Origin of the sequence: Sedimentibacter hydroxybenzoicus DSM 7310 (assembly GCF_013403245.1) — a bacterium.
Classification (GTDB): domain Bacteria; phylum Bacillota; class Clostridia; order Tissierellales; family Sedimentibacteraceae; genus Sedimentibacter; species Sedimentibacter hydroxybenzoicus.
Window position 1 is genome coordinate 63,998 of sequence record NZ_JACBNQ010000009.1, and the last position, 25,948, is coordinate 89,945.

General features: G+C 34.8%; 27 protein-coding genes and 1 riboswitch. Of the genes, 7 read left to right on the plus strand and 20 right to left on the minus strand.

Features of this window, described 5'->3' with window-relative positions:
* The first annotated feature begins 119 nt into the window (after positions 1-119).
* Complete coding sequence (locus HZF24_RS09630; RefSeq protein WP_179238091.1) at positions 120-476, plus strand: carboxymuconolactone decarboxylase family protein; 357 nt, start codon at positions 120-122, stop codon at positions 474-476.
* A 66-nt stretch (positions 477-542) separates the two neighbouring features.
* Positions 543-1,001: a transcriptional regulator MntR gene (mntR, locus tag HZF24_RS09635; RefSeq protein ID WP_246346040.1), complete on the plus strand. Its 459-nt coding sequence runs from the start codon at positions 543-545 to the stop codon at positions 999-1,001.
* Between the two features lie 36 nt (positions 1,002-1,037).
* Here the strand turns inward: mntR and HZF24_RS09640 are convergent, their stop codons facing one another.
* A complete protein-coding gene (locus HZF24_RS09640) occupies positions 1,038-2,738 on the minus strand; it encodes a glycosyl hydrolase family 18 protein (RefSeq protein ID WP_179238092.1) in 1,701 nt (566 codons plus the stop codon).
* A 207-nt stretch (positions 2,739-2,945) separates the two neighbouring features.
* Here HZF24_RS09640 and HZF24_RS09645 point away from each other — a divergent pair, with 207 nt between their 5' ends.
* The 3 genes from HZF24_RS09645 to dprA all read left to right on the plus strand — a co-directional run bounded on the left by HZF24_RS09645 (position 2,946) and on the right by dprA (position 6,463).
* Positions 2,946-3,680 (plus strand): redoxin domain-containing protein, encoded by a 735-nt coding sequence (locus HZF24_RS09645; RefSeq protein ID WP_179238093.1) that lies wholly within the window; start codon positions 2,946-2,948, stop codon positions 3,678-3,680.
* A gap of 151 nt (positions 3,681-3,831) precedes the next feature.
* On the plus strand, positions 3,832-5,358 hold the full coding sequence (locus HZF24_RS09650) for a YifB family Mg chelatase-like AAA ATPase (RefSeq protein WP_179238094.1): 1,527 nt from the start codon (positions 3,832-3,834) through the stop codon (positions 5,356-5,358).
* 1 nt (position 5,359) lies between these two features.
* Positions 5,360-6,463, plus strand: a complete 1,104-nt coding sequence (gene dprA, locus HZF24_RS09655; protein WP_179238095.1) for a DNA-processing protein DprA — start codon at positions 5,360-5,362, stop codon at positions 6,461-6,463.
* 164 nt (positions 6,464-6,627) lie between these two features.
* On the opposite strand, the gene HZF24_RS09660 is transcribed toward dprA, so the two are convergent.
* Positions 6,628-7,269: an HAD family hydrolase gene (locus HZF24_RS09660; RefSeq protein ID WP_179238096.1), complete on the minus strand. Its 642-nt coding sequence runs from the start codon at positions 7,267-7,269 to the stop codon at positions 6,628-6,630.
* Positions 7,270-7,477: 208 nt separating this feature from the next.
* On the opposite strand from HZF24_RS09660, the gene HZF24_RS09665 reads away from it, so the two are divergent.
* Positions 7,478-7,909: a CAP domain-containing protein gene (locus HZF24_RS09665; RefSeq protein WP_322790736.1), complete on the plus strand. Its 432-nt coding sequence runs from the start codon at positions 7,478-7,480 to the stop codon at positions 7,907-7,909.
* Between the two features lie 206 nt (positions 7,910-8,115).
* Here the strand turns inward: HZF24_RS09665 and HZF24_RS09670 are convergent, their stop codons facing one another.
* The 10 genes from HZF24_RS09670 to HZF24_RS09715 all read right to left on the minus strand — a co-directional run bounded on the left by HZF24_RS09670 (position 8,116) and on the right by HZF24_RS09715 (position 15,303).
* Positions 8,116-8,733, minus strand: a complete 618-nt coding sequence (locus HZF24_RS09670) for a manganese catalase family protein (protein ID WP_179238097.1) — start codon at positions 8,731-8,733, stop codon at positions 8,116-8,118.
* A 14-nt stretch (positions 8,734-8,747) separates the two neighbouring features.
* Positions 8,748-9,014, minus strand: coding sequence for a spore coat protein CotJB (locus HZF24_RS09675; RefSeq protein WP_246346041.1), 267 nt, complete (start codon positions 9,012-9,014; stop codon positions 8,748-8,750).
* 14 nt (positions 9,015-9,028) lie between these two features.
* Positions 9,029-9,265 carry a spore coat associated protein CotJA gene (locus tag HZF24_RS09680; protein ID WP_179238098.1) on the minus strand — a complete coding sequence of 79 codons (237 nt, stop codon included), beginning with the start codon at positions 9,263-9,265 and terminating at the stop codon, positions 9,029-9,031.
* A gap of 186 nt (positions 9,266-9,451) precedes the next feature.
* Positions 9,452-11,338, minus strand: a complete 1,887-nt coding sequence (locus HZF24_RS09685; protein ID WP_179238099.1) for an FAD-binding protein — start codon at positions 11,336-11,338, stop codon at positions 9,452-9,454.
* The gene (locus tag HZF24_RS09690) at positions 11,335-11,961 is read right to left on the minus strand and encodes an RIO1 family regulatory kinase/ATPase domain-containing protein (RefSeq protein ID WP_179238100.1); all 627 of its coding nucleotides are present in this window, start codon (positions 11,959-11,961) and stop codon (positions 11,335-11,337) included. The genes HZF24_RS09685 and HZF24_RS09690 overlap by 4 nt, the downstream gene beginning before the upstream one ends.
* Positions 11,946-12,692 (minus strand): molybdopterin-guanine dinucleotide biosynthesis protein B, encoded by a 747-nt coding sequence (mobB, locus tag HZF24_RS09695; protein ID WP_179238101.1) that lies wholly within the window; start codon positions 12,690-12,692, stop codon positions 11,946-11,948. The genes HZF24_RS09690 and mobB overlap by 16 nt, the downstream gene beginning before the upstream one ends.
* Positions 12,692-13,429, minus strand: coding sequence for an energy-coupling factor transporter transmembrane component T family protein (locus HZF24_RS09700; RefSeq protein ID WP_322790737.1), 738 nt, complete (start codon positions 13,427-13,429; stop codon positions 12,692-12,694). The genes mobB and HZF24_RS09700 overlap by 1 nt, the downstream gene beginning before the upstream one ends.
* Complete coding sequence (locus tag HZF24_RS09705) at positions 13,395-14,081, minus strand: energy-coupling factor ABC transporter ATP-binding protein (RefSeq protein WP_179238102.1); 687 nt, start codon at positions 14,079-14,081, stop codon at positions 13,395-13,397. The genes HZF24_RS09700 and HZF24_RS09705 overlap by 35 nt, the downstream gene beginning before the upstream one ends.
* The gene (locus HZF24_RS09710) at positions 14,081-14,761 is read right to left on the minus strand and encodes an energy-coupling factor ABC transporter ATP-binding protein (protein ID WP_246346044.1); all 681 of its coding nucleotides are present in this window, start codon (positions 14,759-14,761) and stop codon (positions 14,081-14,083) included. Before HZF24_RS09710 ends, HZF24_RS09705 begins: the two co-directional genes overlap by 1 nt.
* Positions 14,734-15,303, minus strand: coding sequence for a hypothetical protein (locus HZF24_RS09715; protein ID WP_179238103.1), 570 nt, complete (start codon positions 15,301-15,303; stop codon positions 14,734-14,736). The genes HZF24_RS09710 and HZF24_RS09715 overlap by 28 nt, the downstream gene beginning before the upstream one ends.
* Before the next feature lie 111 nt (positions 15,304-15,414).
* Here HZF24_RS09715 and HZF24_RS09720 point away from each other — a divergent pair, with 111 nt between their 5' ends.
* Complete coding sequence (locus tag HZF24_RS09720) at positions 15,415-15,912, plus strand: ferritin-like domain-containing protein (RefSeq protein ID WP_179238104.1); 498 nt, start codon at positions 15,415-15,417, stop codon at positions 15,910-15,912.
* Between the two features lie 52 nt (positions 15,913-15,964).
* On the opposite strand, the gene HZF24_RS09725 is transcribed toward HZF24_RS09720, so the two are convergent.
* The 8 genes from HZF24_RS09725 to HZF24_RS09760 form a co-directional block, all read right to left on the minus strand.
* Positions 15,965-16,936, minus strand: coding sequence for an alkaline phosphatase family protein (locus HZF24_RS09725; protein WP_179238105.1), 972 nt, complete (start codon positions 16,934-16,936; stop codon positions 15,965-15,967).
* Between the two features lie 7 nt (positions 16,937-16,943).
* Positions 16,944-17,501: an ECF transporter S component gene (locus HZF24_RS09730; RefSeq protein WP_179238106.1), complete on the minus strand. Its 558-nt coding sequence runs from the start codon at positions 17,499-17,501 to the stop codon at positions 16,944-16,946.
* Positions 17,502-17,503: 2 nt separating this feature from the next.
* Positions 17,504-17,986 (minus strand): molybdopterin-dependent oxidoreductase, encoded by a 483-nt coding sequence (locus tag HZF24_RS09735; RefSeq protein ID WP_179238107.1) that lies wholly within the window; start codon positions 17,984-17,986, stop codon positions 17,504-17,506.
* Between the two features lie 13 nt (positions 17,987-17,999).
* A complete protein-coding gene (locus HZF24_RS09740; protein ID WP_179238108.1) occupies positions 18,000-19,169 on the minus strand; it encodes a 4Fe-4S binding protein in 1,170 nt (389 codons plus the stop codon).
* Positions 19,166-20,743 (minus strand): FMN-binding protein, encoded by a 1,578-nt coding sequence (locus HZF24_RS09745; RefSeq protein WP_179238109.1) that lies wholly within the window; start codon positions 20,741-20,743, stop codon positions 19,166-19,168. Before HZF24_RS09745 ends, HZF24_RS09740 begins: the two co-directional genes overlap by 4 nt.
* A gap of 12 nt (positions 20,744-20,755) precedes the next feature.
* Positions 20,756-21,553, minus strand: coding sequence for a molybdopterin-dependent oxidoreductase (locus HZF24_RS09750; protein WP_246346046.1), 798 nt, complete (start codon positions 21,551-21,553; stop codon positions 20,756-20,758).
* A gap of 64 nt (positions 21,554-21,617) precedes the next feature.
* Positions 21,618-24,482, minus strand: coding sequence for an S-layer homology domain-containing protein (locus HZF24_RS09755; RefSeq protein ID WP_179238111.1), 2,865 nt, complete (start codon positions 24,480-24,482; stop codon positions 21,618-21,620).
* 128 nt (positions 24,483-24,610) lie between these two features.
* Positions 24,611-25,756 carry an S-layer homology domain-containing protein gene (locus HZF24_RS09760; protein WP_179238112.1) on the minus strand — a complete coding sequence of 382 codons (1,146 nt, stop codon included), beginning with the start codon at positions 25,754-25,756 and terminating at the stop codon, positions 24,611-24,613.
* Positions 25,757-25,815: 59 nt separating this feature from the next.
* Positions 25,816-25,932, minus strand: a riboswitch (molybdenum cofactor riboswitch).
* Positions 25,933-25,948: the final 16 nt, after the last annotated feature.

Sequence of the window (25,948 nt, forward strand, 5' to 3'; positions counted from 1 at the left end):
TCATATATAACATATAATACATTTTTTTATTTGTCAATAGAAATGGCTTTATAAGATTTAAAAGAATGGCTATAATAAATGTAAATCGGGGAAAAAATAATTTAAAAAAGGTGGTAAAAATGAAGGATTATTTTGATAATTTTGATGTAATTGAAAAAAATCTTAAATACATGGTTCAAAATCATGGTGAAATTTATGAAGCATATGAAGATTTCGGAAGGTTGGTTCATGAAAAAGGCGGCCCATTAGATGAGAAAACGCGATGGCTCATCAAAATTGCACTATCCGCAGATTGTCAGAACCCATATTCCTTAAGAACTCATATATTGAAAGCTCTGAAAAGCGGCTGCACTAAAGAAGAAGTTGAACATGCGATTTTATTGGTTGCGCCAACATGCGGCTTCCCTAAAACAATGCACGCAATACTTTGTTTAAGAGATGTATTGGAGCACGAAAAAGAAACCCTGTTATTATAACATATTTGTATTTTTTCAATTTTGCCGGAATATAATAGTACAAATAACCTTAAAGCAGGTGGTATTTTGAATAGTAAAAGCTACTATACTTTCAGTGAATACATGAAAAATAATGATAATGAATTAACTGCTTCAATGGAGGATTATCTTGAAATGATTTATAGATTATCCGACCACAAGGGATTTACAAGAATAAACGAGTTAGCAGATGCACTAAATGTTCACCCACCGTCAGTCACAAGAATGGTACAAAGGTTGGGAAAGCAAAACCTCCTGAAATATGAGCGCTATGGCGTTATAATGCTAAAGGAAGAAGGCAGAATTTTAGGCAAGCTGTTAATGAGCCGGCATAATACAATAGAAACATTTTTAAAGTTGATGGGCGTGCATGATAATATATTACTAAAAGAAACAGAGAAAATAGAACATACCTTAAGTCCTGAAACTGTTGAATGCTTTGAAAAATATATATCTTTTATAAGCGACAATCCTGATATTTTGGAGAGGTTTAATGATTATAACTAAATTAAGATGTCCCCCGCCTCTAGGCAGGGGATACTTCTATTTAAGAATTTCTAACAAATTTTTGATTGCAGCCGCTGCTTCGGCATGCTTGAAAGCACTTAAAGGAGATATGCTTGTTTCACTGATTCCGTTGAAGATTTTTGAACTAAGTACCTTTTTGACGTAAGGATACGCCCAATCTGCAACCTCATATTTATCACTGTAATTATCGATTCTGTTGTCATATGTAAAGGTTATTCCGGCATAATCCATCGCTCTGGAATACATCACCATTGCTTCCTGCCTCGTTATGTAATTATTTGGTTTGAATGTGCCGTCAGTGTAGCCTTCGACGATACCGCTTTGAACCGCGAGGCCTATTGCTTCGGATGCATTGCCGTCAGTATTTATGTCAGAAAATTTATTTGGCTCCGAAATATCCTGCTTTTCAATTTTTAAAGCGCGGGTTATATATTCTGCAAATTCACTTCTTGTTATAGGATTTTCGGGATTAAGCGTATCAAGATTATTTATTATATTCAATGAATACAAATATCGAACTGTTTCCTCAGCCCAATGATTTGTCAGTAAATTTATTCTTTCTGATTTAAGAGCAACCGCCAAAGCATTAAGCAATATTTCATCAGGATCATGACTTAATTCCCATATCATGACTCCTCCAAGATTGTTTGATTTTATATAATCCGCCTTTGAGCTTATTGATTGCTCATCATCATACGATATGAATGATGAACCGTTAAATAACCACGGAACCATTGATTCATAATCATAATATCTTTTGTATCCCGAATCGTTTAAGTACCCGATAATTGTATTGAAGCTAATCGCTTTGGCATCATGAAAGCTTTGGTAAAGTCCATTGTTGTCATTTTTTACTGCGTTAAATAAATAACCGTAAAAAGGAACTCCTATAACTATTTTTTCTTTGGGAAATCCACTTTTTTCCCATGCTTTTGCACTTGCGTCTATACTCCATTTATATTGAGGACTTGCTTGTGTATTGTTATATAGCGGAGAATTGAAATCTGTATATGTATCCCATGAGCCGCGTATGTCATATGTCATTATATTGGCGTAATCTATGTATTGATGTATTTTATCAGGCTCTATATTGTTTAAATAATAGCTGCTTGCTCCTCCTGCTATAGAGAGCAGATAGTGTTTATTATCTATTTTACCTTGGCGGTCTAATTTTTCTCTTATCTTTTCAAGCAAAAGTGTGAAATTCTCTTTATCCGATGCCCTGTTGGCATTTGCAGATAATCCGCCGCCAACCGGATATTCCCAATCTAAGTCAACTCCGTCTATATTGTACTTAGTTATAATATCAACACAGCTTTCTGCAAATGCTGTTCTTGAGCTTTCTGTTTCTGCAGCATCGGAGAATTTTCCCGACCAATTCCATCCACCTACGGATAAAAGTATTTTTAAATCCGGATTTATCAATTTTAATTCATTAAGCTTCTTAAAATTAGAAGGATCCTTGTCCGGATATCCCAAGACTATTTCATTATTTTGAATGTTTGCAAAAGCATAATTTATGTGGGTAAGTTTTTTTGCATCTAATCTGTCAGGTGTAAATCCAGAATAGGATGACCAAGCTGTATAATAGCCTACTACTTTATATTCCCCACTTTTATTTTCATCACCGTAAACAAAATTGCGATTAATAAAAAACGTTGTCATGAAAATAATTGACAAAAAAATAATTAAGCTTCCAATATGTATTTTTTTCATATGTATGTAACGCCCTCCTCATGATGATAAACATAATTATATAAAAAAATAATCAATTATTATATGAGTAAAAAATGGTACTCCTTTTTAATCTTAGTTATATAGCCATAATAATCCATGCATGAATACTTAATAATAATTTGAATTTATCTCATTCTTTGATTGGTAACATATAATATTGTAAAATACGAAATTACAGGTGATATCATGATTTATAATAATAGTTTAATAAAGAATGCAAACAAGCATATTTGTAATTTGCAAAGTCAAAGAGGAAATGAACACATTACTATCGGCAGATTGGCACCGGATTTTATTGCCTTGTCCACGCATGGCTATGTAAGATTATCGGATTATAAGGGTAAATGGCTGGTATTAGCAAGTTACCCCTTTTCGTTTGGTTCGGTTTCAACAACCGAAGTTATAAGCTTAGCAGAAAATTATCCAGAAATGGAAAAAAGAGATGTTCAGATATTGGCATTAACAACAGACAGTAATTCTGCCAATTTAGCATGGATATATGATATTTATCAAAAAACAGGAATCACGATTCCTTTTCCCATAATTGATGACACTGGTCTGCGAATTTCTGAACTGTATGGAATGTTAAATCCTGACAGAATGTATGGTGAGACTGTCAGAAGCGCTTTTATAATTAATCCCGAAGGCATAATAAAGTCTATATTAATACTGCCCGTCTCCTCCGGAAGAAGCGGAACAGAATTATTGAGAATAATTGATTCACTTCAAATAGCCGAAGAATACCATCTTCAGACTCCTGCAAACTGGAATATGGGTGATCCTTTAGTCCTTCCGGTTCCCAGCACTTACGAAGAAATTTTAGAAAGGGTGGACAATCAAGCAGATTTAAATATTAACTGCCCGTTCTGGTACGTTTGCTATCGGGATATGCCTGAAAGCACAGTGGAAGCTACTCAATAAGCGACTGACACCAAATTTTCAATTTGGTGTCAGTCGCTTATGCTGTAAGTGCAATTTGAGACCGGATGACGACCATAAATAAAAAAAGCAAAAAAATATATATATATTTAGAAAAATATGGTATAATATAGAAAATATTCATGGAGGTCTTATGCTTTCTAAAATTAAAACATGTGTTCTTTACGGTCTTGAAGGATATGAAGTTGATGTTGAAACCGACATATCCGGAGGTATGCCTGTTTTTAATATAGTCGGTCTGCCGGATATCTCCATACGCGAATCAAAAGAAAGAGTGCGCTCAGCAATAAAAAACAGCGGCTACAGCTTTCCTGTCAGTCGAATAACTGTTAACCTGGCACCTGCTAATCTAAAAAAAGAAGGCAGTCAAATAGACCTGCCCATTGCTTTAGGTATACTTTGTGCAAGCAAAATCGTTGAAAAAGATATGGAAGATAAAACATGTGTTATCGGCGAGCTCTCTTTAGACGGAAGAATTACGGCGATAGATGGTGCTTTAGCCATGGTTATCGCTATGAGAAACAACAATTTCACTAAAATTATTGTTCCTTCAGAAAATAAAAGGGAATGCGGCGTTATAGAAGGCATAGATGTAATACCTGTGGAAAGTTTAAAGGATTTGGTTTGTTACCTGAAAGGTTTTAAGCACATTGAGCCGTACAGAGTCATTTATGATGATACAGAGAATAAAGAAGAATTCACAGAAGATTTTTCTGAAATAAAGGGACAACCCGGATTAAAGAGAGCAGTGGAAATTGCCGCTGCAGGAATGCACAACATTCTTTTTCTTGGTTCACCCGGCTCGGGTAAAACTATGATTGCCCAAAGAATTCCCACAATATTGCCTGATTTAACCTTTGATGAATCTTTAGAGGTTACAAAAATATACAGCATATCCGGTCTGCTAAATAACAAAGGGCTGATAAAAAAACGCCCCTTCCGTTCCCCGCACCATACATCATCACGGGCAGCCATGGCAGGAGGCGGGTCAAAGCCAAGCCCCGGAGAGGTTTCATTATCACATTACGGTGTTTTGTTTCTTGATGAAATTCCTGAATTCCCCAAAAACGTAATTGAAGTATTAAGACAACCTATGGAGGATGGAAATATTTCTGTATCTAGGGCAAACGGTTCCTTTACATTTCCTGCAAAATTTATGATGGTCGCTTCCATGAATCCATGCCCTTGCGGTTATCTTGGTGACCCTAGCCATGAATGCTCCTGCAACCAAAGCCAGATAAACAAGTACTTAAGTAAAATTTCCGGACCATTGCTAAACAGAATTGATATACAGATAGAGGTTTCACCTGTTAAATATGAAGATTTGAAAAATAATAAGCCGGAGGAATCATCAGCGGAAATAAAAGGACGTATTATTAAATCGAGAGATATACAGAAAAAAAGATATGAAAATCTTGGGATACTTACAAATTCCGAGCTGAGCGGTAAATACATATCGAGGTACTGCAAAATTAACAAAAGCTCAGAACGGCTTTTACGGGATGCCTTTGAAAGATTAGGACTCAGTGCAAGAGCATATAACAAAATATTGAAGGTTGCAAGAACAATAGCTGATTTGGAAGCCAGTGAGAATATTGAAACAGTACACATAGCAGAAGCAATACAATACAGAAGCTTAGATCGAAAATATTGGAGGTAATATGGAAAGTTTAAATATAAATCAATTAACACTTGCGTGGCTTAATTCCATAAACGGTATTTCCAACCGCAAAATCGATAGTATATTTGAATATTTTAATGGAAGTTCAAAAGATTTATGGGATAATTTTGAAGTTGAAAAATATAATTTAAAAACTTTATCGAACAAATTAATTGCCGGTTTGTCAAATTCTAAAGACAACTTTGAAGAAAAGCTGTTAAAAAAATTGCATGACGAAAACGCACAGATAGTTACTTTATTTGATGAAAATTATCCTAGAAAATTAAAACAACTATCAGGCGCTCCATATATTTTGTATTATAAGGGCAGCTTAAAGGATATTGACAGTTTGTCAATTGCTGTAGTCGGTTCACGCAAAGCTACAGGATACGGTAAATGGGCTGCCGAAAAGCTTACTCGTGAACTATCCCAGTTTGGTGTAAATATAATCAGCGGCTTGGCTTCCGGAATTGATACCATTGCGCATAAAACCGCACTGGTCAATAATGTTAAAACTTATGGAATTATAGGGTGTGGTATAAATATAGTATATCCTAAAAGCAATGAAAAGCTTTATTGCGAAATAGTTGAAAAGGGAGGCGCCGTAATTACGGAATACACTTTTGGTATGGAGCCTATGCCTAACAATTTCCACGATAGAAACAGAATAATAAGCGGGCTCTCTGATGGTGTATTGGTAGTCGAGGCACAAGAAAAAAGCGGTACCTTAATAACTGCAGGACATGCAGCTAATCAAGGAAAGGAAATATTCTCCGTTCCCGGCAATATTGACAGCTTCTTCAGCAAGGGAACAAACGGCTTAATCAGGGATGGGGCCAAAATAACTACTTCAATAAATGATATCGTGGAAGAAATTCTGGAATTAAAAGAAAAAGTAAATAAAAAACAAAATTTTATTGACTATAATGAACTTTCGAAACAAGAAATAATAATATTAAACTGCCTTCAGTCAGGCAGTAAATCAATATTTGAAATTAATGAAGAAACTTCTCTCGATATAAAAACACTGCTGAGTCGCCTCACATTCTTAGAGACGAAAGGCGTTATAAAACAGATTGCCGGAAACAGGTTTGTATTGAATTGAAAATAAATACAGGATGTCGAAAAAGTTCATCTTGATGATACCTGATAGGCTGACGAAAACGTTCGTCCTGCAAGGCGCTGGAGGCCGGACAACCGCAGCGTATTCGGCATACGTGAGGATTGGCCGGCTGAACAGCAACGCAGCAGGCGGGCGTTTTTGTCAGACTATAATAATTCCTTGAAAGATTCAATATACATATCACAGATTAATTCAATATTTTTTCTTTTATCGTGAAAGCCTTTGTCGTATACTCCTATTGTGTAAAAATTCGCCTCCTTTGCAGTGATTAATGCAAAATCAGCATCCTCATAAACTGCAATTTCTGATGGCTCTGCTTTTAGCTTCTTAGCAGCATAATAAAATATATCAGGTTGATTTTTACCGACACCAACCTCATCACAGCTTGAAATAAATTCAAAAAAATCAATAATGTTCAAGCGCCTTAAGGCAGCATCTATCATATATAAGGGAGTCGCCGAAGCAATACACATTTTAACATTATTATTTTTTAATATCGTTAAGTATTCTTTCACATACGGTTTTAATTCCAATTCATTTTTATATTTTGCTTCCATTATAATACTCATTTCGATAAGTATTTCATCTGCACTTAAATTAATTTTAAAAGCTGTTTGAAAATACTCGGCAGCTTCTCTTAAAGTCATTAGTTTTATTATATCATTTAAATTATCCGGTATTTTAATACCCTTTGAAGACAGAAAATCTCTTCCTAAATTATTCCACGCTTCCATTGATTCCAGCAATGTACCGTCTAAATCAAAAATTGCAAATTTAAAATTTTTCATTTTTCTCCTCATTTCATTACTTTAAATAAATGGTTCTTTATTTTCCATTTTATCAAACTATTTATGATTATAATATCATTTTTATATGAAATAATAAAGTATGAAACAAAAATTCTAATTTTATGTTTCAAAACTATTTTAAAAGAGGTGTATTTGTACGAAAAATAAAATTGCATTTTTATTAGTAGCACTATTAGCTCTGACAAATGTGTCAGCTGTTGCTATGGTTCAAACCGCTCCTCCTGTTAATACAAATTATGAACAAAGGGTTGTTCAGTTAGTTAACGCAGAACGACAAGCGTATGGATTGCCTGCTCTTTATTATGATCAGGCAATTTCAAATGTAGCAAGAACCAAGTCACAGGATATGGCAGTTAATCGTTATTTCGACCACTATTCACCAACGTACGGTATGGCAAATGACATGCTGTTAAGCTTTGGCATAACCTGGTCTGCATGGGGGGAAAATATTGCCTCAGGGCAGGAAACACCTGAAGAAGTAGTACGTCAATGGATGACTTCACCTACACACCGTCAAAATATTCTGGCGAAGCATTTTACTTTTTTAGGCGTCGGATATTACGTTGATTCATCAGGAACACCCTATTGGACACAAATGTTCACTACAGACGACAAATAGTAAGCAGACGACCCAAATTTTAATTTGGTGTCGGTCGCTTATGCTGTATGCGAAAGCAGACGACCCAAATTTTAAGCAGATGTCCCAAATTTTAATTTGGTGACAGTCGCTTATGCTGTATGCGAAATTTGGTGTCGGTCGCTTATGCTGTAAGTGCACGTGAAAACAAAAAAACTGCGTCTCAAGCGAGATGCAGTTTTTTTTGCTTATCTATTCAGTTCATTGCTTCTTAAAAAATCAGGTTTTGGCATTATGAACAGCCGGGGTTCTTGTAAATAATCCTGTACTTTTCTTAAAGCCTCACCGAATCTTTGATAGTGTACTACTTCCCTTTCTCTCAAGAATTTAAGCGGTTCCAGCACATCCGGATCATCTGTCTGATTAATTAACCATTCATATGTCCCCCTTGCTTTCTGTTCCGCGGCTAAATCTTCTGTAAGATCAACTATAGGATCACCCTTAACCTGCAAAAATGCAGCCGTAAAAGGCGTACCTGAGGCAGCCTGAGGATAAACTCCTCTGCCATGATCTGTATAATATGCACCTGCTCCGGAACTTTCTATTTCCTCAACTGTTGCATTTTTCATTAATTGATGAACCATTGTACCTATCATTTCAAGGTGCGCAAGTTCTTCGGTGCCTATATCATTTAATGTTGCTATCGCTTCGGGTGTTACCATTGAAAACCTTTGGCTTAAATATCTTAAAGAAGCGGCTAATTCTCCATCAGGTCCGCCATATTGTGAAATTATTTTTGTTGCTAATCCCGGATTAGGGGTTTTTATTTTAATCGGATACTGTAATATCTTATCGTATGACCACATATATATACTCCTTCCTATATCTCAAAATTTGCTTCATATTCCCAAGGCCACGGTCCATCAATCCATTGCCATGGATATGTGCTAAGCGAAGCATCCTGATTAATCATACCAAAGTTTTTATTATATTCATCATTTAGGATATTCATTTGCTTTACAAAGGCATTGCGCTTAGCTAAAGCATTTCTGTCGTTAGGATGAGTATTTAGATATAATTGCAATTCTTCTAACATCATATGAGTTCCGGCAATCTCTCTTTTTAAGTTCATAGCATCATTATTCATTTTGTCCCCTCCTCTTAACATTCTGATAATCTGCAGGGTCTGTTTTCATTGTCTTTTCTGTTATAAGGGCTAAACAGTTCCGGAAATGCTGTTCCTGCTGCCAGGCTTTCTATAGGACTAAATACTTCACACATAAATTGATATGGGACGTATGCAGCTGCTAATCTCACATTTTCTATAACCAATTCCTGGGGTATACAAGCTTCAGGATTGGAATAATACATCTCATCCAATCTTCTATTATTAATCATTTTAAGGTTCCTCCTTATGGTATCTGCTTATTTTTATAATATGGCTTTGATATATTTTTGTTACATATCCAAAAAGATATATCAAAAAAGGTCGAAAAAAACAGCTTATTTAATAAGCTGTCAGATTGATGACAAAGTCATCAAGATGATAGGCTGTTGAAAAAGTTCGACTGCCGGAAATCGGGTTTAGAAGCCGGCTTTATCAAGTGCATCCTTAACCGCATTAATAATTGCCTTGCTCGTTACGGTTGCTCCTGACACCGTATCTACATCTGTTGTTTGATTTTTTACTATCCTGTCTGTTACGGTTTTAATTGCATTAGTGCTTACACCTTTTGTTTCATTATGGTAAACAACATCAATATTCATAATTTTTTTGTTTTGAACATTTACCTTAACCTCAATAGGTCCACCTATACCTCTGTCCTTACCGATATATTCACCTGATTTCAATATTATTTCTTCTCGTTCCGTCCATACTGCTTTAATAGGAGTTTTGACCTTCATCGCTGTTTCCTGCAGCACATCATATTTAACCTTGGCTGCATTTTTTCCGGATATCCTTCCGAAAACAACTGCTTCACCTAAATTGCCGGTTCCCTGATAAATACTTGAAAACATTGAGCCAAGCTCTCCTGCGCTGTATAAATGAGGTATTGGTCTTCCGTTAACATCAAGAACTTCTCCGTTTTTATTCCTTTCGGGTCCTCCCTGCGTATTGGTAAAGGAAGGAACTAATTCCATTGCATAATATGGTGCTTTTGTAATAGGCTTTAATGTTTTCGGATTTCTGTTAAAATCTGTATCCTTCTTATCGTTACAGAATTTATTGTAATCTTTAATTGTCTTTTTTAAATTTGCAGAATCTACTCCTATTTTTTTAGCGAGCTCATCAATTGAATCTGCCTTGATAACATAACCTTTCTCAATTTCTTCCACGTTTCCTTCGCTCCATGAATCGTAAACGGGCTGCGACAATCTTGCTGTTTCATCGAATACAGCAAATGCGGGCAGAGATAAAGGCATCTGTATCCAAGAGCCGTGGAAATCAATATATCCGTGGTGAGGAAGAACCGATTCATCCGTGAACCTTGTACCGTCCGCACCTATGAAAATGGTATTTTGAGTAGCAAAGCCCGTACTCAATACACTCTTTTCTCCCTGTATCGCATAAGCGAACGTTGTTCCCGTTTCCGGGTTTAATACATTTAAATCGGGACCTGCCATATTGCCCATATGCCATAGATTTGCACCAACCTCCATAGCCATTTTTATTCCATCACCTGTATTGTATCTTGCCGCTTTTGAATAACCGTAGGGCAGGTGCAGGTAATCCTGAATCATCTGTTGATTATTCTCAAAACCTCCCGTACACAGAACAACACCGTTTTTAGCTCTTATATTCAATACTCTTCCGTTATTTTCAACCTTAACTCCATGAACTGTCTTTGTTCTCGGATCCTGAATCAAGCCAACCGCCGGAGATTCATACCAAACTTCGATTTTATCGCTTCGTTTTTCTACTGCCTCCTGCAGTGTTCTGTACAGCTTGCCTGTAAACATTTCTCCCTCAATAATCAGAGCATCCATAACCTCTCCGCCGGGATAATCGTATTCATTAAAAGGAAAAGACATTATGTTTTTAGCACCGATAGAAGTGAGCCATTCTCGATTTTCACCAGCCTTTTCAAGATATGAAATAATTATGTCATCCACCGGTGTATTGAATTTACCTCTAAGGCTTTTAAAGTATTCCGTTCCCTTATCTACGGTATTTTTATCTAAAGCAAGGACGGCCTGACCTGCATATCTTGTGTTGCCGCCTTCCTGTCCCTTCGGTGCTTTTTCAAGCAATAAAACCTCAGCACCTTCATCTGCGACCTCAATACTTGCAGTGGCTCCGGCTCCTCCATAACCGACAACAATCACATCATATTCACCATGCCAATCTACTGTATATTCAAAGTGATAATCCTGACTGTTATAATTCATTTGTGGTGTTTCAAAAGAAAAGCCCGTTAATGTCTGCATAATTAGCACTAAACTTAATAAAATAACGAATAATTTTTTCATTTTGCCTCCTTTTTTCTTCTTTCTTTTATTGATCTGATTTCTTTTTCCATTTCAGATAATATCAGTTCTGCACCTACATTAAATTCACTTGCTAAAATATTAACAAATCTCCCGTTAAAAATTTTTTTCCAGTCCGTCATTTGAGGGTCGTAAGTCAATGCATAAGCTGTCAATCTTCCTGCATCCTCTTCTATTCTCCCCTGTCTTGATTGTTCAAAATCAATGCCGTAAACTTCACCCTTATATATGATAAAATTTCTGAAATTCACATCCCATATTATATATTGTTGATTATAAAAAGCAGAAGTAACCGCATAATACTTTTTTAACCATCTGCACAATTTATATAGAATACCTTCATAATCAGTTGAATTAATCTTTTCTTCATTTTCATACCAATCAAGAAGAGTATTGTCTCCTAAATCCTGTAAAATTAAGCTGTTGTCATTTATATCTGTTACATCGGGGACTGTTAATCCATTTTGCTTTAACAATATTAATATTTCTAATTCTTTTTTCAGATCTTCATAATTATTAAAGGTTTTGCGAATAAAGGAACTGTCATTTTCAATAATTCTTGATACTTGATTTCTTTTACTTGTCAGGCTTATTTTCTTATACATATTTCTATGTCTCCATTTTCATTGTATCCCTCGAGTTCCTTTACTATGGACTCTACCGAGTTAAATAATACTTTTTGTACAAAAGGAACCATTTTTATTGCTTTACCGTTAATCTTAAGTACTACTTTTTGTTCATCCAAAATGCAATCACCCCTTTCTGCCTTTCCTTTTAAAATCAAAGAGCATAATTCTTTACAGGTGTATCCGCATTTTTTACAGCATTCATCTTTCATATCCGGCAATCTGTCAAAAACCTTCTCTTCAATTAAATTAACTAATTTTTCGATATCCTTAACTGCACTGATTGCAGGCAATCCCTTATATTCATTTATTGTGTCTGCAATACGGCCTGATACGGCAAATGAAGTTTCGTCCAAGCGTTCTTCTATTGCTTCTTCATCATGTGCAGTAACTATTTTAGGAGCGCAGGTATCTCTTGCACCTTCTAAAATTACAAAATCGTGATTGTAAAAGTTCAGAATCTCATTTATGCTCAGCTTTTCCTGAAATAAAATATCTGTTTCATATTCTCCTCTCGCAGTAACCAATGATGAGCCTGCTTTTTTATGTCTGTCGGTATTAGTTCCCTCAACATCCATTTTGAAACCGTGAAAATGAATATGCTTTACAGTTCCAACCGAATAATTTCTTTTCTTTAATTCCTTTATTATATGTTCAATTGTGGTTGTCTTACCTGAATCTGTTATGCCGATTACCGAAAATACTTTCATTATGCACCTCTCTGAATAATAACAAATACAACTACCCCTAAGCATAATCCAATAATGATGTAATCAATGCGCTTCATTTTTAAAATCATGTAGCTTGTTCTGCATGGATATGCCCTAAAACCTCTCATCTCCATTGCTGCCGATAATTCCTTAGCTTTTAAAACAGAATTAATGACAATCGGAGTCAGTATATACTTATAAATTTTTAGCTTTTCATTTAACCTGACCTTCTGTAAATCTATGCCTCTTAATTGTACGGCAGTTACTATATCTGACATCTCCTCTTTAAAAACAGGAAGAAACCTGATGGCTATTGAAGTCATAAAAGCAATCTCATATGGACATTTCCACTGCACTAATCCTTGAATTATTTCTCTGCTGCTTGAGGTTGTTATGATTGAAGCGGAAACAATTATAACAGTCAATCTCAATAAAAATTCTAAAGCTCTTATTATACCTGTATCAGTTAACATTACCACTTTTCCAAGTGAAAACAAAGGGTTTCCGGACTTGTTAAAAATACTTTGAATAAGTGCAATTGCTATCATAGCCGGTAACAGCTTCCTGATGCTTAAGAACATTGAAATAACATTTCTTTTCATCAAAAATGACAAAATTACAGAAACTGTCAATATGATTAACAGAGTATACAAGTTATTGTAGATTAATGATAAAGTTGATAGCAAAAGGACTATAGTAAGCTTAGTTCGAGGATCTATTTCCAGAGATTGTATCACTTATAATTTTGCCTCCTTCTATTTTAATAATTCTTTGCCCATATCTTTCAATAAATTCTTCGTCGTGGCTTATTGTCAAAATGCCTGTTTTCTTAGCGCTCAATGTATCCAGTAATTTATTTAAAGATTCGATTCTCTCCTTATCCAAAGAAGCGGTTGGTTCATCAAGTATCAGAAATTTTGGTTTATTCATAAGTACAGATGCAATGGCAAGTCGTCTTTTTTCACCGTAACTTAAGAAAAACGGATAAGAATCTTTAACCTTATCAAGTTCAAATATTTCAATCATTTCCTCAGCTTCTTTTAAAGCAGTTTCAGGCAAAATTCCTTTGATAACCAAAGGAAAAGTAAGCTCCTCTATAACAGACATTGCAAAAAGCTGCCGTTCAGGATACTGATATACATATCCAATTAATTCACCTGCTTGTCCCAATGATAACGATGACGAATCTCGTCCCAATATTTTTATTTCTCCTCTTTGTGGTTTTAAAATACCCATTATCAGCTTAGATAATGTCGTCTTACCCGAGCCGTTGTTTCCTGTTAATACTGTGTTTTCCTCCGTATTAAGAGTTAAAGAGAAATTATCAAATACTGTTCTGCCTTTTTTATATTTGAATGAAACATTGTTTATCTCTATAAAATTACTCATTATTCACCTATATATACTGTTCTGTCTATTATTTCTATATTTTCAGAATCATGGTCTGCAATTATCAAAGTTTTTCCTTTGTTCTTTAAATCTTTCAGCAAATTTATTATTATTGCTTTTTTTTCATCATCAATCCATGACATAATTTCATCACATATAATAATTTTTGGTTCAAGTATTAATACGGAAGCAATTGCAATAAGCTGCTGCTGACCGCCGGATAAATTATTTGGATTTTCGTATCTATATTGCTCCATTCCTATAATTTTTAATATATTGTCGATTCTTCTTCCGATTTCCTCTCTGCTGATACACATATTTTCAGGTCCGAAAGCAAGTTCATCTTCAATGGTCGGCGAAAAAAGCTGAGTGGACGGATTTTGAAATATAACACCTACATTTGAAACCATTTCAGATAGAGCCATTTCTTTTATATTTTTCCCAAAAATAAAAATCTCACCTGTCAAATGGCCTGAATATAAAGAAGGAATTAATCCGCATATAGCATTTACCAAAGTACTTTTACCCGACCCGCTTTTTCCTCTGATTTCAACAGTTTCTCCTTCTTTTATGAAAAAGTTTATATCTTTTAATATTTCATTCCGTGAATTGTCATATCTGAAGCTTAAATTATTAATTTCAACAGCATTCATTATTTTACCTCTATTTTTGTAATCCATTTGCATCTTCTGTTGCTGAAGGTATCATTGACCACTATGGATTCATAAGGACCTCTTCCGCCGTTATCCCTGCTGCCCAAATATTTGCCGTCTTCCATATATGTAATAAAAATATTTTTATCGTTTATTATTTCTTCCTTAGAATAAGCAACCGCATATCCGTCCGCACCGATAATTACAGCTCCGTTTATTTCATTTATCTCTATATCGTTTTCTTTTAATATATTTTTTAGTTGGACTCCCACATAACTGTGAAGCGTTGCATCTGTCGTTGAAGTATCAAGAATCGCCTCAAAAATTTCTTCTCCTGAGCCTCTAATTGTTTCCATATTCAATAATGTCTCTTTATTACCTTCTTTTAATATTATTTCAGCTCTTCTTAATATTTCTTTCTGTGCTTCCATTGTTTGCTTGTTAAAATTATACGATATTACTACAGCAATGAGTAATAATATAATTGTTATTGCACTTGCAGTATAAGCGACCGGCAACAAATCAGAAGATTTGGGTCGTCTGTTTATAGCAATGATTTTTTTGTTCATATGTTTCTCCGGTTATTAAAATTTAAATAGTTGGTTTAACTTTACAATAATTGTTTAAAATAAATATATATATGGTATAAATATGTTATATTATAATTTTAGGAGGAAAAAATGTATAAAGAAGAACTATCTGTTATATCTCAAGCCATTCTAAACGAAATAGAAGGTTTTGAATTCTACAATTTAGCCGCTAACCAAGCTGAAACTTCCGGGACCAAAGAGGCATTTTTAGAACTGGCTAATGAGGAACTAAAACATGCCGATTATTTAAAAGCTTTATGGAAAAAGCTAAGTGACGGTCATGAAGTCAAAATTGAAGATATTGTTGAATCCGGCATTGACATTCCGTCTCCCGAAATATATCGCTGGGACAAAGTAGATAAAAGCAGTTCATCAGTTGCCATGTCCATTTTCGGAATAGGAATGCAAATGGAAAAAAGCTCTATTGACTTTTATGAAGAAGCTAAAAGCAAATTATCTTCACAAGCAAGCAAGGATCTCATTGATTTGCTTATAAGCTGGGAAAAAGTCCACTTAAATCAATTCAGTAATCAATACTCTCTATTAAAAGAGGATTGGTGGTCTGAGCAAGGATTTGCACCGTTTTAATTCAAATATATAAGTATAGACCGGCTGGACGCCAATGAAAAAGTCGGTCTTTTCAATTTATTACAAAATAAGGAACAACCATATCCGCTTGCTGACATTCCCCGTGACTTCCGCCTTCCAACGTTTCATGCATCCCATGATCCGCTGTGAGAATAATTTTACCTTCCCAAATTTCTGATAATTGTTCAATCCAGCTGTCTATTTTGCTTATATAGTTCATTGCTTCATCCGAATACGGTCCAAAACTGTGTCCTCTATCATCTATTCCGTGAAAATGAACAAATATCAAATCATAATCTTCTTTAAGAGCCGTTAATGTACTTTCAAACATCTCATCATCCGTATCGCCGTCTTTATTTAAATCAATATGCAGCATCGGTTCTATTTCTGTATTGAGAATTTTTATATCACCTTCCAATATAACAGATTTCTTATCATTTTCCAATGCATATTGAAAAATGCTGTCTACCTTCATTTCTCTGTTGCTTCTGTCATGTATCCCGTTAATATCAGGGGTTTTTCCCGTTATAATAGCAGCATATCCTGCGTTTGTAACAGGTGTATAAACACTTACAGCTTCATTTTTATAATAGTTCTGAAGAAAGCTTATATATCCCTTACTTAATGCATGCTTATACTGGTTTAGTGAAAAGCCGTCAAGCAATACTAAAATAACCCTTTCATTATTTTCCAAGGATGATTCCGCATCGTAATAAGCATCTGTTATGCTGAAAAAATCATTATATAAATATATACCCTTCAGTCCCTTTAGTCTACTTATGCTGATTGAATCTTTAAAAGGAAGCTTAACAATTGAACCCGTGTCATATATTAATGCAGCCTCATTATACTTTTCGACAGTTATGTCTTCTCCTAAAATAATATTATCTTTAAGGTAGTAATCAACTGCCAAATCTTCATGTTTATCAAAAATGTTAATTACCGGTTCATTTATTGATGAAGTTGAAATACTGCAAGACATTAATAAAACAGAAGTCATAATTAAGATTATTATTTTTTTCATATCATCCCTATAAAATTATATTTATTTTTTTTAATCCTTTCATTATACTGTAAGCGATTATACCGCCTATTGCTCCGGACAGCGCCGCACCGGACAATACTAAAGCAATAGTGACAGCAGGTAATCTGAAAAACATTATATTCGATATCAGGGTACCGGTTACATTAGCAGCCATACAACCAAATAAAGAATGTAAAATGTTATAGTTTTTATCCTTAGAAAAAAGAAAAACTATATCAACCATCATCCCCGGCAATGTATATGAAATTAAACTCATGATACCGTGAGTTCCCATGGTTCCCGTAGCAATAACCAAAATGCTTTGTACTATGCCGATCACTGTACCCGTACCGGTCTTTTTTACAATGGCAGCACCAAGCACAATCCAAAACATGTAAAAACCTCCGGCTATTGCTCCACCGGGAATAAACAAAGGACCCGATATAATATGAACAAGCGGAACTATAATAGGCTTTGTGGCTACTCCCAGGCCTGACAGCATAGCAATGATTATTAAATTAAAAACAGAAAAGTTACTTAAAAATGACTTATCTTGCATATCCATACCTATTCCAATATAATTTCATTCACATGCTTTATCCATCGCTGGCTGAAAGGGTCTCTCCTTATAATCAACTGAAACGGACCGTTTCCGCCTTGCTGTTTTGACTTGAGAATTTCTCCGTCTCTTTCAAAGCACAAATAAACATTGCTTTGTTCTTTAATTTCTTCCATATCTAATATTATCCTGTATCCATCTGACGCATTAAAAGTTACTCTTGTAAATTTATCAGCTTCAACTCTGTTTTCATTTAACAGCTTAATCAGCTCAATTCCCTTATATTCCGTTTCTACCGGCTTTTGTCCGCTGCTTCTTACGACGGCAGGAAAATCAATTGCATCTGTACTGCTGTATATATTGTCTGTTTCAACTTCTGTAACTTCATTTTCAATCTTTATGATCAGGGAAGCTTTTTCTTCAGAACAGGCAGTGAGCAGCATTAAAACACAAACAATTATAATATTTTTAATAACATTTTTTTTAATCATAATTACCTTCCCGTCAATAATTTAATGATTTACTTACCGCATCTCTTACGGCATTTAAATATCCCCTGCTGGTTGCTGTTGCACCGCTTATGACCTCAACATTTAAATTGTCCGAGTATTTTAATTCTTTAGATATTTCCTTGAATACTTCCTCATAATAACCCGTAGTCTCTCTGTGATTAATAGTTCTTATGTCTGTAATACCATTATCCTTGATTACAATCTCAACATCCATAAATCCGCCAAAACCCATACCTCTGCCTGTATAAACACCGTCATTCAAATCGGAAACTATGCTTGAAGAAAATACATGTTTAGATGAAGAAGTTAAAGGCAGTAATGTATATATTGACATAAACGCAATTAAACTTATAATAAGATACCTCTTAATTAATTTCCCTGCAAACCTATATGAAAATCCCTGTCTTCCGTTAATACACGTCCGGCTTGTACACTCTGAACAATTGATACATTCGGGAGAAACCGTCAATTCATCCGTATATGGTATATCTACCGGACAATTTTTCAAACAAGCAGAGCAACCGTCACAATTGCTTGATTTGTAAAGCTTTAAAGGTCCCACCGCATATAAAAGCGCCTGAAACGCCCCTAACGGGCAGAAACATCTGCAAAAGATTCTCTTAATAAATAAGGATGCTATAATAATTGCAAATAAAATAAAAGTTCCTATATATATATTAAAACCAATAAAAATATTCATATAAGCAAGCCAAGGGGAATAAGGAGATATTAACTTTCCGATACCCAAAATACTGAGTACCATGGTGAATATTAAAATCAAATATTTTAATATTTCAGGATTAAAATATTTTGCCTTTGACAATTTAATTTCTTTTATATTCATCCTTTTTCCTATAAACTTAAAGAAATCCTGCAGGCTTCCTATCGGACATATGTAACCGCATAAAAATCTGCCGAATAACAAAGCCGAAACCGATATTGCAATCGTTAGACTTATGCTTTTGCTTATACCCCTCCATCTGTACGACAAATCGGTCAATGATGACTTTAATGCACTCCAGCCACCGTATGGATTCAAATCACCCACCGACAAAATTCTGAAATCTATAAAATCATTTATATACAAATAATAAATTATACAAGCAGCTATAACTGATAAGGAAAAAATAGTTTGAATTATTGCTCTTCTTTTTATTTTCATTTCTTTTCTATCCTTGATAAATCAGTTAAAAGAATTTTACTGTCTTTGTAGAAGCTGACTTTTTCTCCTTCAGATATTATGTAGCTGTTTAGCATATCGTCTAAAGATAAGTTAATTTCTTCACCTGTTTCACTAACAGCAGTAAAAGTGTTGCTATCATTCCATCTCATACCTGCCGTCAATAGTACATCCTCCAGAAGCATTGCTTCAACTCCGTTTAAATCCTTGGTTCTTACAACGTCTATTATTTTTTCGGGAAAAATAACAGCATCCTTGGTAGTTGAAAAATGTGTCATATTTTTTACATTCATACCAAGCTTAAAATTAGGCGAAATATTCATCGGAGCATTTTCACCTTCTACCTTGATGAAATATCTTTGTCTTACTAATGAAACGGTTTCATTTTTGCTTAAACCGTCAACGGCTCCCATTGTAAAGAAACCTTTTTCGTCTACAATATCAAATTTCCGGAGAATTTTACCTACCTCTATGGATTTATCCTTGCTTCCGTAATATTCATAATAATATGGTTCAATGTCTTCAGTCAATGCATTAAATATATGTACCTTATCAATGTCCTTTGGAGATATTTCTTTATATAAATCAATATTGGACACCATTTTAACCCAATAAGGCCCCAGTTCCATAGGCAGAGCTATTCTCACCGGCTTCTCGTCATCTTTTATTATTTTTCTGTCAACTTCCCATACAAGTATCACATCATTTAAATTTAGCTTTTCTTTGTCTATCAAGGTGTAATATCCGTCACGTCCAGTAATCCCTATACCTTCATACTCACTTAAATTAATACCTTCTTTTTCAAGTACATGCCTTAAGGCAGGACCTTTAACGTGCATATCTGTTTCGGTACCCGTAGTATTTATCAACGTAACATCCATTTCAAGCTGCTCATACTGTTTTATTTCATCAGTGTCAATTCTTACACTTCCCTCTTCCCAATTAATTAAAAAGCTGTTAATATCCTTCTGCCACATTTCCTGAGGTACAACATCAGCAACTTTAGCCATTTCAACATTGTTATTTTGGTATTGAAACACTCCGACAGCAGCATTTACCGCAGTTACTACCGCCTGAGAGCTAACCGTTGCTCCTGTTACCTGTACTATATCTTCGTCATTTTCCTTGTCAAGAACGACTAAATTTAAATATTTGCCTGCAAATATATTTTTAAACCTTTCCAGAAACCAATCCTTTTCTATATGCTCAGCGTAATCCAAGGATTCCTCATGTTTCAGTATTTTAATACCTATAAGCTTATTTTCTTCAGTATCAAAAGCTGATAAAACTTCAACAGGACCATTATAACCGATGCAATCAGTAACATATGCTTTAATTTCACCGTCTATTTTATATCCTCTTTTAACCGAAGGAAAGTTTAAAGATACAAAAATATCATCTGCTATATCTTTAATTAATTCTGCTTTTTTTGCCTCCGGATAAAATGACATAACTATTTTTTCTTCTTCGGAAGCCTTATTTTGTGTTAAAAACAATGTACCTATGATTATAATTGTTACGGCAATAATAATATAATAAAATTTTTTATTATTCATAAGATTCCTCGATTATTCTATTACAATTCTATCTATATTTGAAACCCAATTAGGTTTATTTACATCCCCAGCTTCTTTCTGACCTACCACCAGCTTAAATGGTGACCCTTCTTCGGGGTCGTATTCAACACCTTTTTCTTCCCATGCAATAATCATAGGATATTTTACATCAGGATTTGTTTCATCAATATAATCTTGTTTCTTAACCTGTTCCACTGTAAACGTCATTTTATAACCATCCTGAGCTATAACTGTAATAGCTGCCGCCTCATGTGAAATTTCAGATGCTTCCAACAGCTTCCATAAGTTTACCCCCTTAAAGTGAGTGTATCCCGTTGTTCCAAAGCTGTTTAGTGAATAAAAATCCGCTTCAAAAATCAAATTGTTCATTTCTTTTAATTCATTGAGATTAAATGATATTTCGTTTTCTATAAGTCCTTGAATTTTTAAAGCAACACCTTGTTCGATATTTTCATCTTGTTTGTTTTCAGATTGATCCGCTTCTTCTTTTTTATTTGATTCTTCAGTATTATCTTTTATGCTTTTTTCATCTTGAGTTGCATCTTTTTCTTCATCATCTTCTTCTGTTTGTTCTTCTGAACCTTCTTTAAGCTCTTCTTTTTGCTGCTCTTTATTTTCGGGATCAACTACAGTTTCCTCAATACTTTCATCTTCATGTATTTCTTCATTTTCATTTTTAATTACTTCTGTTTCATTTTCGGAATTTACCGTAATTTCATTGTTGTTTGAGGTGCATGAAGTTAAAACTAACAGTATAATAAACAAAATCATCAATAATTTATTTTTCATAGTTCCTCCCATCTCAGAGAGAGAAAGAAATAACTTTCCCTCTCTGTTTATAAGATTGTAGAATTTATTTATCCAAATATCTTAGCAGCATAACTATTGCCTGCGCTCTGGTTGCATTTTGACCTCCGCCAAATATATTATCCGGCAAGCCCTGAATTATTTTTGAATTTACTGCTTTTGCAACCGGCTCTTTTGCCCAGTCAGCTACATCATCATCATAAGATGACAATATTTGTGACGTCTCTGCCGCTGTTAAATTACCTTCTAAAAGAGAACCGATTATTGTTCCGATTTCCTGTCTTGTTATTGGTGCTTCAGGTCTGAAAGTATTATTTTCATATCCATTCACTAATTTGTTTTCAACTGCTTTATCAACATCATTTGCAAACCAATCTTCAGCTTTTACATCGTTAAATGCTGTCTTAGCACTTGTTGTATCAAGATCAAGAATTCTCACAATCAATGAAATAAATTCTGCCCTTGTGATGTTATCATCGGGTCTGAACATATTGTTGCTGCCCTTTGCATAACCCTTCTGCTGCATACTAATAATTTCATTTTTTGCCCAATGGTTTTCTATATCATTAAATACAGAAGCACTTTTAACGTCCTTTAATTCGGGAGCCTCATAATCACCTGTTCCCACAACTATACAATCCGTCCATTTGACCCACATGGATTTACTTTCTTCGATAATCAATCTTATCGGTCCATATGCGTTGTTATTCGCATATCCCACATCACCTTCGTTTGCTACCAAGGGGTATCCTTCAACCGCATAAGCAAGAATTATATCTTTTATTTTACCTTGAGAATTTAAAACACCGTTCATTAACTGATCATTACTTCTCAAAATCTGATTGTAATTAGGTCCGCTGAATACTCTTACACTTGGTGCATCTACGCCGTCCTTAAGTCCCACAACATTTGAAATTATATCCCAAAGAACAACTCCTTCAAATTCTCTTATACCATCACCTGTATAAATATCTCTGACAGCATACTCAGTTAAATTCTCTATTTGTCTTAAAGTAAATGTCATCGGCTCTTTTACCTGTGATCCGGTTACTCTGAGTACAGGTCTGTCCAAATAATCCTTATAAACGCTTTGGTCATGGCTCCATGATGAATCCTTCGTAACTTCAATCTGTGTGCTTTCACCGTTTCCGCTTCCTTTTTCATCCGTCATCAAAGAATTACCTTCGCCAATAATGATTTCTTTGGCAAATTGAACCTGATTTGAACCATTGGTATCATTGTAATTTGTTTTACCGAATATTATGCGGAGAGGTCCTCCGTCATTACCCAGCCCGGGATTGAAGCCGTCATCCGCAGGTCTTGTAACATAGGGATAACCGTTGAAGCCATAGGCAACCAAGACAGGCATTCCTGTACGCAATGGATCAACGTACTCTCCCGGGAATGTACCGTCACCCTTATCCAATGCACTTTTTTCATAATATCCGTACAAGGAACTGTCTTTTATTTCTTTTATAGTCATAGGAGCAAAATTATAATTGTCGGCCGCTATGAATCGAACGCTGGTATTTTCGTCAATATTGGCATTTAAACCTGCTTTCAGCAACAAATCCCATAGCGGCACACCTTTAAATGTGTTGTAATACCAAAAATATTCACTATTTGACAAACTGTATTCATCGGTTACATGAAGAGTCTTCATGGCTTCAATATCAGACACCTTATATCTTACTTCCTTACCGAGACCGTCTCCGTGAATTATTAATTCATAATCTGTATATTTCACATCGTTATAAGGTGCATATGTATGTTCATATATGTTTTTTGCGTCCTTTTCTTCGATATAAACATATGCAACATTAGAAAATTCCTTGGCACTTTTTTTGTCCTGTTCAAAAACTAATTTGAAACAGCCGTTATCATTGTGTTTCTCCTTTATATAACCTTCTTCTGTATCCAGATATACAAGAGGAACCTCGTTAACACCATAAGCTACAACATATTTTTCTGCTTCTGCAATGGGAACTGTCAAGATTTTTTGTCTTGATTTATCTTTAAAGGTTATATTGCCGGCATTATTCCTGACCTTAACGTAATTATCTATCAAATACTTAACGTTAATTCCTTCATAGGAATTCTCAATTATTTTTCCGGCGACTTTTTCATGGTAGATTTTTGTGACCTGACCATTTAAATCCTCTTCAATTTGTCTTAGGGAAATTGCTCTGTAGCCTTCAACAGCAGGACCCTCTATGGTAAAGGTTGCTCCTGTTATAGCATCCACGTTATAGGGCTCTCCTTCATATGAGAGATGTTTATAAGGTGATTTATTTATTGATTCCTTTTTAAGTTCTTCGCCTATTGTAATCTTAATAACTTCCTTGCCCCATTTTGACATATTCATGTCATCAATACCGTTTTGTCCAAAAACAAGCTTTGGGAAATCTCTGTCTAAATCCTTTTCTGTGAGCTCTCTGTCCGACCATGTTATAGGCGGAGCGAAAACATCTTTAGGATAATCCGCCAATACAGCATTGTACTTTGCAATCATAGGAGACACGTTTGATTTGGTTTTTTCCGTAAAATCATTATAGCTGTATGTATTTTTTAATTCACTTATTGTCTTTGTAAATTCGAACCCGTCCGCACATGTAAATTTAACTTCATAATCATAGTCATTTTTTAAATTATCAGTACCTATTAATTCAAATAAATCGTACCCTTTTGCTTTAACTATTTTATGAAACCCCAGTGAATTATTAGTAGAAAATATTTTTTCCACCATTGAATATTTTGACCAATCCGCTTCAGTAATTATAACTTCTTCATTGATTCCGGTACCTGTTATTAATAAATCAACCTCTGATGCATTTGCAGGCAATATCAAAGCTTGAGAAACAATCATGCATATAACCAATATTAATGACAATATTGATTTGTTTTTTAACATACTGACCTCCTTGTTAAATAACGAGAAATACACCGCCTACGGAGTCGGATATCTTAGTTATAAGAAATGAGCGAAAATATCGCCCATTTCCTATTTTAAGTTATATTTCTTCGACTCATATCACAAAATTATTTAAATAATGTATTAAATACCACTAATGCTGCTTCTGCACGGTTTACATCTTTTGCAGGTTCAAAGTTTTCAACCGCAACTCCTTCAAATACTTTCTCTGCTTCAAGCCACGCTACTGAGCTTCCTGCCCAGTCGGCAACCGTATCTTTGTCTGAATAACCGGATTTCTCCATTACGAATTTATCTAATTTTTCCTGAGCTACCTTACCTGAAGCAACAGCTGCTCTTGCAGCTACAGCAGCCATTTCCTGTCTTGAAATTATTTTTTCAGGAAGGAATGTACCATCTGTATTTCCTACAAACAAACCATTATCAACTGCAGCCTGTACATATACTGAGGACCATCGGTCAGCAGTTACATCACTGAAGGCTCCTTGATATTCTTTTGTTTCATATCCTAAAGCCTCAACAATTATTTTACAGAACTGCTCTCTTGTAAACGGGTTTTGCGGTGCATACAGACCATCACCCATACCATCGATTATACCCTTATTGGCAAGTTCATAAATAGCTGCTTCTGCGAATTTATACTCTTCGGTTATATCATTAAATACTTTTTCTACGTCAGTATCTGCAGGATCTTCTATTTCCGCAGATTCTTCTTCAACTGTTTCTTCTGCGGCGGAAGCGTCTTCCTCGGTAACAATTATCTTATTTATCAATTTATAAACTGTTCCAAATTCGCCTTCTTCCTTAACTTTTCTGTAGATTGTTATATCTTCAGTGTCAGCGTTTTCATCATTGTCTATTGCTTCACCGTTTACTTCATATGCTATAACATATTTCAGTTCATCATTGAATATATCTTCAAGAGATTGAGGATCAATCGGATATCCGTCAGATGCTTCAAATAATACTTGTCCGTTTTCAAAAGTAATTTCAGCTTTTTCCTTTAAAAGATATTTTAAGCTTACACCTTTTACATCAGCTGTTTTTTCACCGGTCTTGCTGTTATATATGTATTCTTCGTCAATTAGTGCCTCAGCCGGCATTGCTTTTAAATCATCAAATGAGAATTTCAATGTTTCTTCCACTTCATTAACTGCTATTTCCAACGTATAATCAACAGCAAATGCAGAAACCTGTGACAATATAAGTGCAATTGTCAATACAAATAAAATAATTTTTGATTTTCTTATCATATTCTTCTTCCTCCAAAAGTATAAATAATTACAAAAAAACAGCATGCCTGATGGAAATGCTGTAAAAAATTAAAACTCCTTTCCAACAGGAGGCCTCATTGTTTCCAAACAAGACCCTAACGGCATAACAACCATGATTTTCTTTTAGGCGGCTATGCTCGGAGCTATTTTCTATATTGTGTAAATTATATC

Bases quoted from the DNA above. Each gene is read 5' to 3' on its own strand.
- HZF24_RS09630 (WP_179238091.1), top strand. From the start codon at position 120: ATGAAGGATTATTTTGATAATTTTGATGTAATTGAAAAAAATCTTAAA.
- HZF24_RS09640 (WP_179238092.1), bottom strand. From the start codon at position 2,738: ATGAAAAAAATACATATTGGAAGCTTAATTATTTTTTTGTCAATTATT.
- HZF24_RS09645 (WP_179238093.1), top strand. From the start codon at position 2,946: ATGATTTATAATAATAGTTTAATAAAGAATGCAAACAAGCATATTTGT.
- HZF24_RS09650 (WP_179238094.1), top strand. From the start codon at position 3,832: ATGCTTTCTAAAATTAAAACATGTGTTCTTTACGGTCTTGAAGGATAT.
- dprA (WP_179238095.1), top strand. From the start codon at position 5,360: ATGGAAAGTTTAAATATAAATCAATTAACACTTGCGTGGCTTAATTCC.
- HZF24_RS09660 (WP_179238096.1), bottom strand. From the start codon at position 7,269: ATGAAAAATTTTAAATTTGCAATTTTTGATTTAGACGGTACATTGCTG.
- HZF24_RS09670 (WP_179238097.1), bottom strand. From the start codon at position 8,733: ATGTGGTCATACGATAAGATATTACAGTATCCGATTAAAATAAAAACC.
- HZF24_RS09675 (WP_246346041.1), bottom strand. From the start codon at position 9,014: ATGAATAATGATGCTATGAACTTAAAAAGAGAGATTGCCGGAACTCAT.
- HZF24_RS09680 (WP_179238098.1), bottom strand. From the start codon at position 9,265: ATGATTAATAATAGAAGATTGGATGAGATGTATTATTCCAATCCTGAA.
- HZF24_RS09685 (WP_179238099.1), bottom strand. From the start codon at position 11,338: ATGAAAAAATTATTCGTTATTTTATTAAGTTTAGTGCTAATTATGCAG.
- HZF24_RS09690 (WP_179238100.1), bottom strand. From the start codon at position 11,961: ATGTATAAGAAAATAAGCCTGACAAGTAAAAGAAATCAAGTATCAAGA.
- mobB (WP_179238101.1), bottom strand. From the start codon at position 12,692: ATGAAAGTATTTTCGGTAATCGGCATAACAGATTCAGGTAAGACAACC.
- HZF24_RS09705 (WP_179238102.1), bottom strand. From the start codon at position 14,081: ATGAGTAATTTTATAGAGATAAACAATGTTTCATTCAAATATAAAAAA.
- HZF24_RS09710 (WP_246346044.1), bottom strand. From the start codon at position 14,761: ATGGATTACAAAAATAGAGGTAAAATAATGAATGCTGTTGAAATTAAT.
- HZF24_RS09715 (WP_179238103.1), bottom strand. From the start codon at position 15,303: ATGAACAAAAAAATCATTGCTATAAACAGACGACCCAAATCTTCTGAT.
- HZF24_RS09720 (WP_179238104.1), top strand. From the start codon at position 15,415: ATGTATAAAGAAGAACTATCTGTTATATCTCAAGCCATTCTAAACGAA.
- HZF24_RS09725 (WP_179238105.1), bottom strand. From the start codon at position 16,936: ATGAAAAAAATAATAATCTTAATTATGACTTCTGTTTTATTAATGTCT.
- HZF24_RS09730 (WP_179238106.1), bottom strand. From the start codon at position 17,501: ATGGATATGCAAGATAAGTCATTTTTAAGTAACTTTTCTGTTTTTAAT.
- HZF24_RS09735 (WP_179238107.1), bottom strand. From the start codon at position 17,986: ATGATTAAAAAAAATGTTATTAAAAATATTATAATTGTTTGTGTTTTA.
- HZF24_RS09740 (WP_179238108.1), bottom strand. From the start codon at position 19,169: ATGAAAATAAAAAGAAGAGCAATAATTCAAACTATTTTTTCCTTATCA.
- HZF24_RS09745 (WP_179238109.1), bottom strand. From the start codon at position 20,743: ATGAATAATAAAAAATTTTATTATATTATTATTGCCGTAACAATTATA.
- HZF24_RS09750 (WP_246346046.1), bottom strand. From the start codon at position 21,553: ATGAAAAATAAATTATTGATGATTTTGTTTATTATACTGTTAGTTTTA.
- HZF24_RS09755 (WP_179238111.1), bottom strand. From the start codon at position 24,482: ATGTTAAAAAACAAATCAATATTGTCATTAATATTGGTTATATGCATG.
- HZF24_RS09760 (WP_179238112.1), bottom strand. From the start codon at position 25,756: ATGATAAGAAAATCAAAAATTATTTTATTTGTATTGACAATTGCACTT.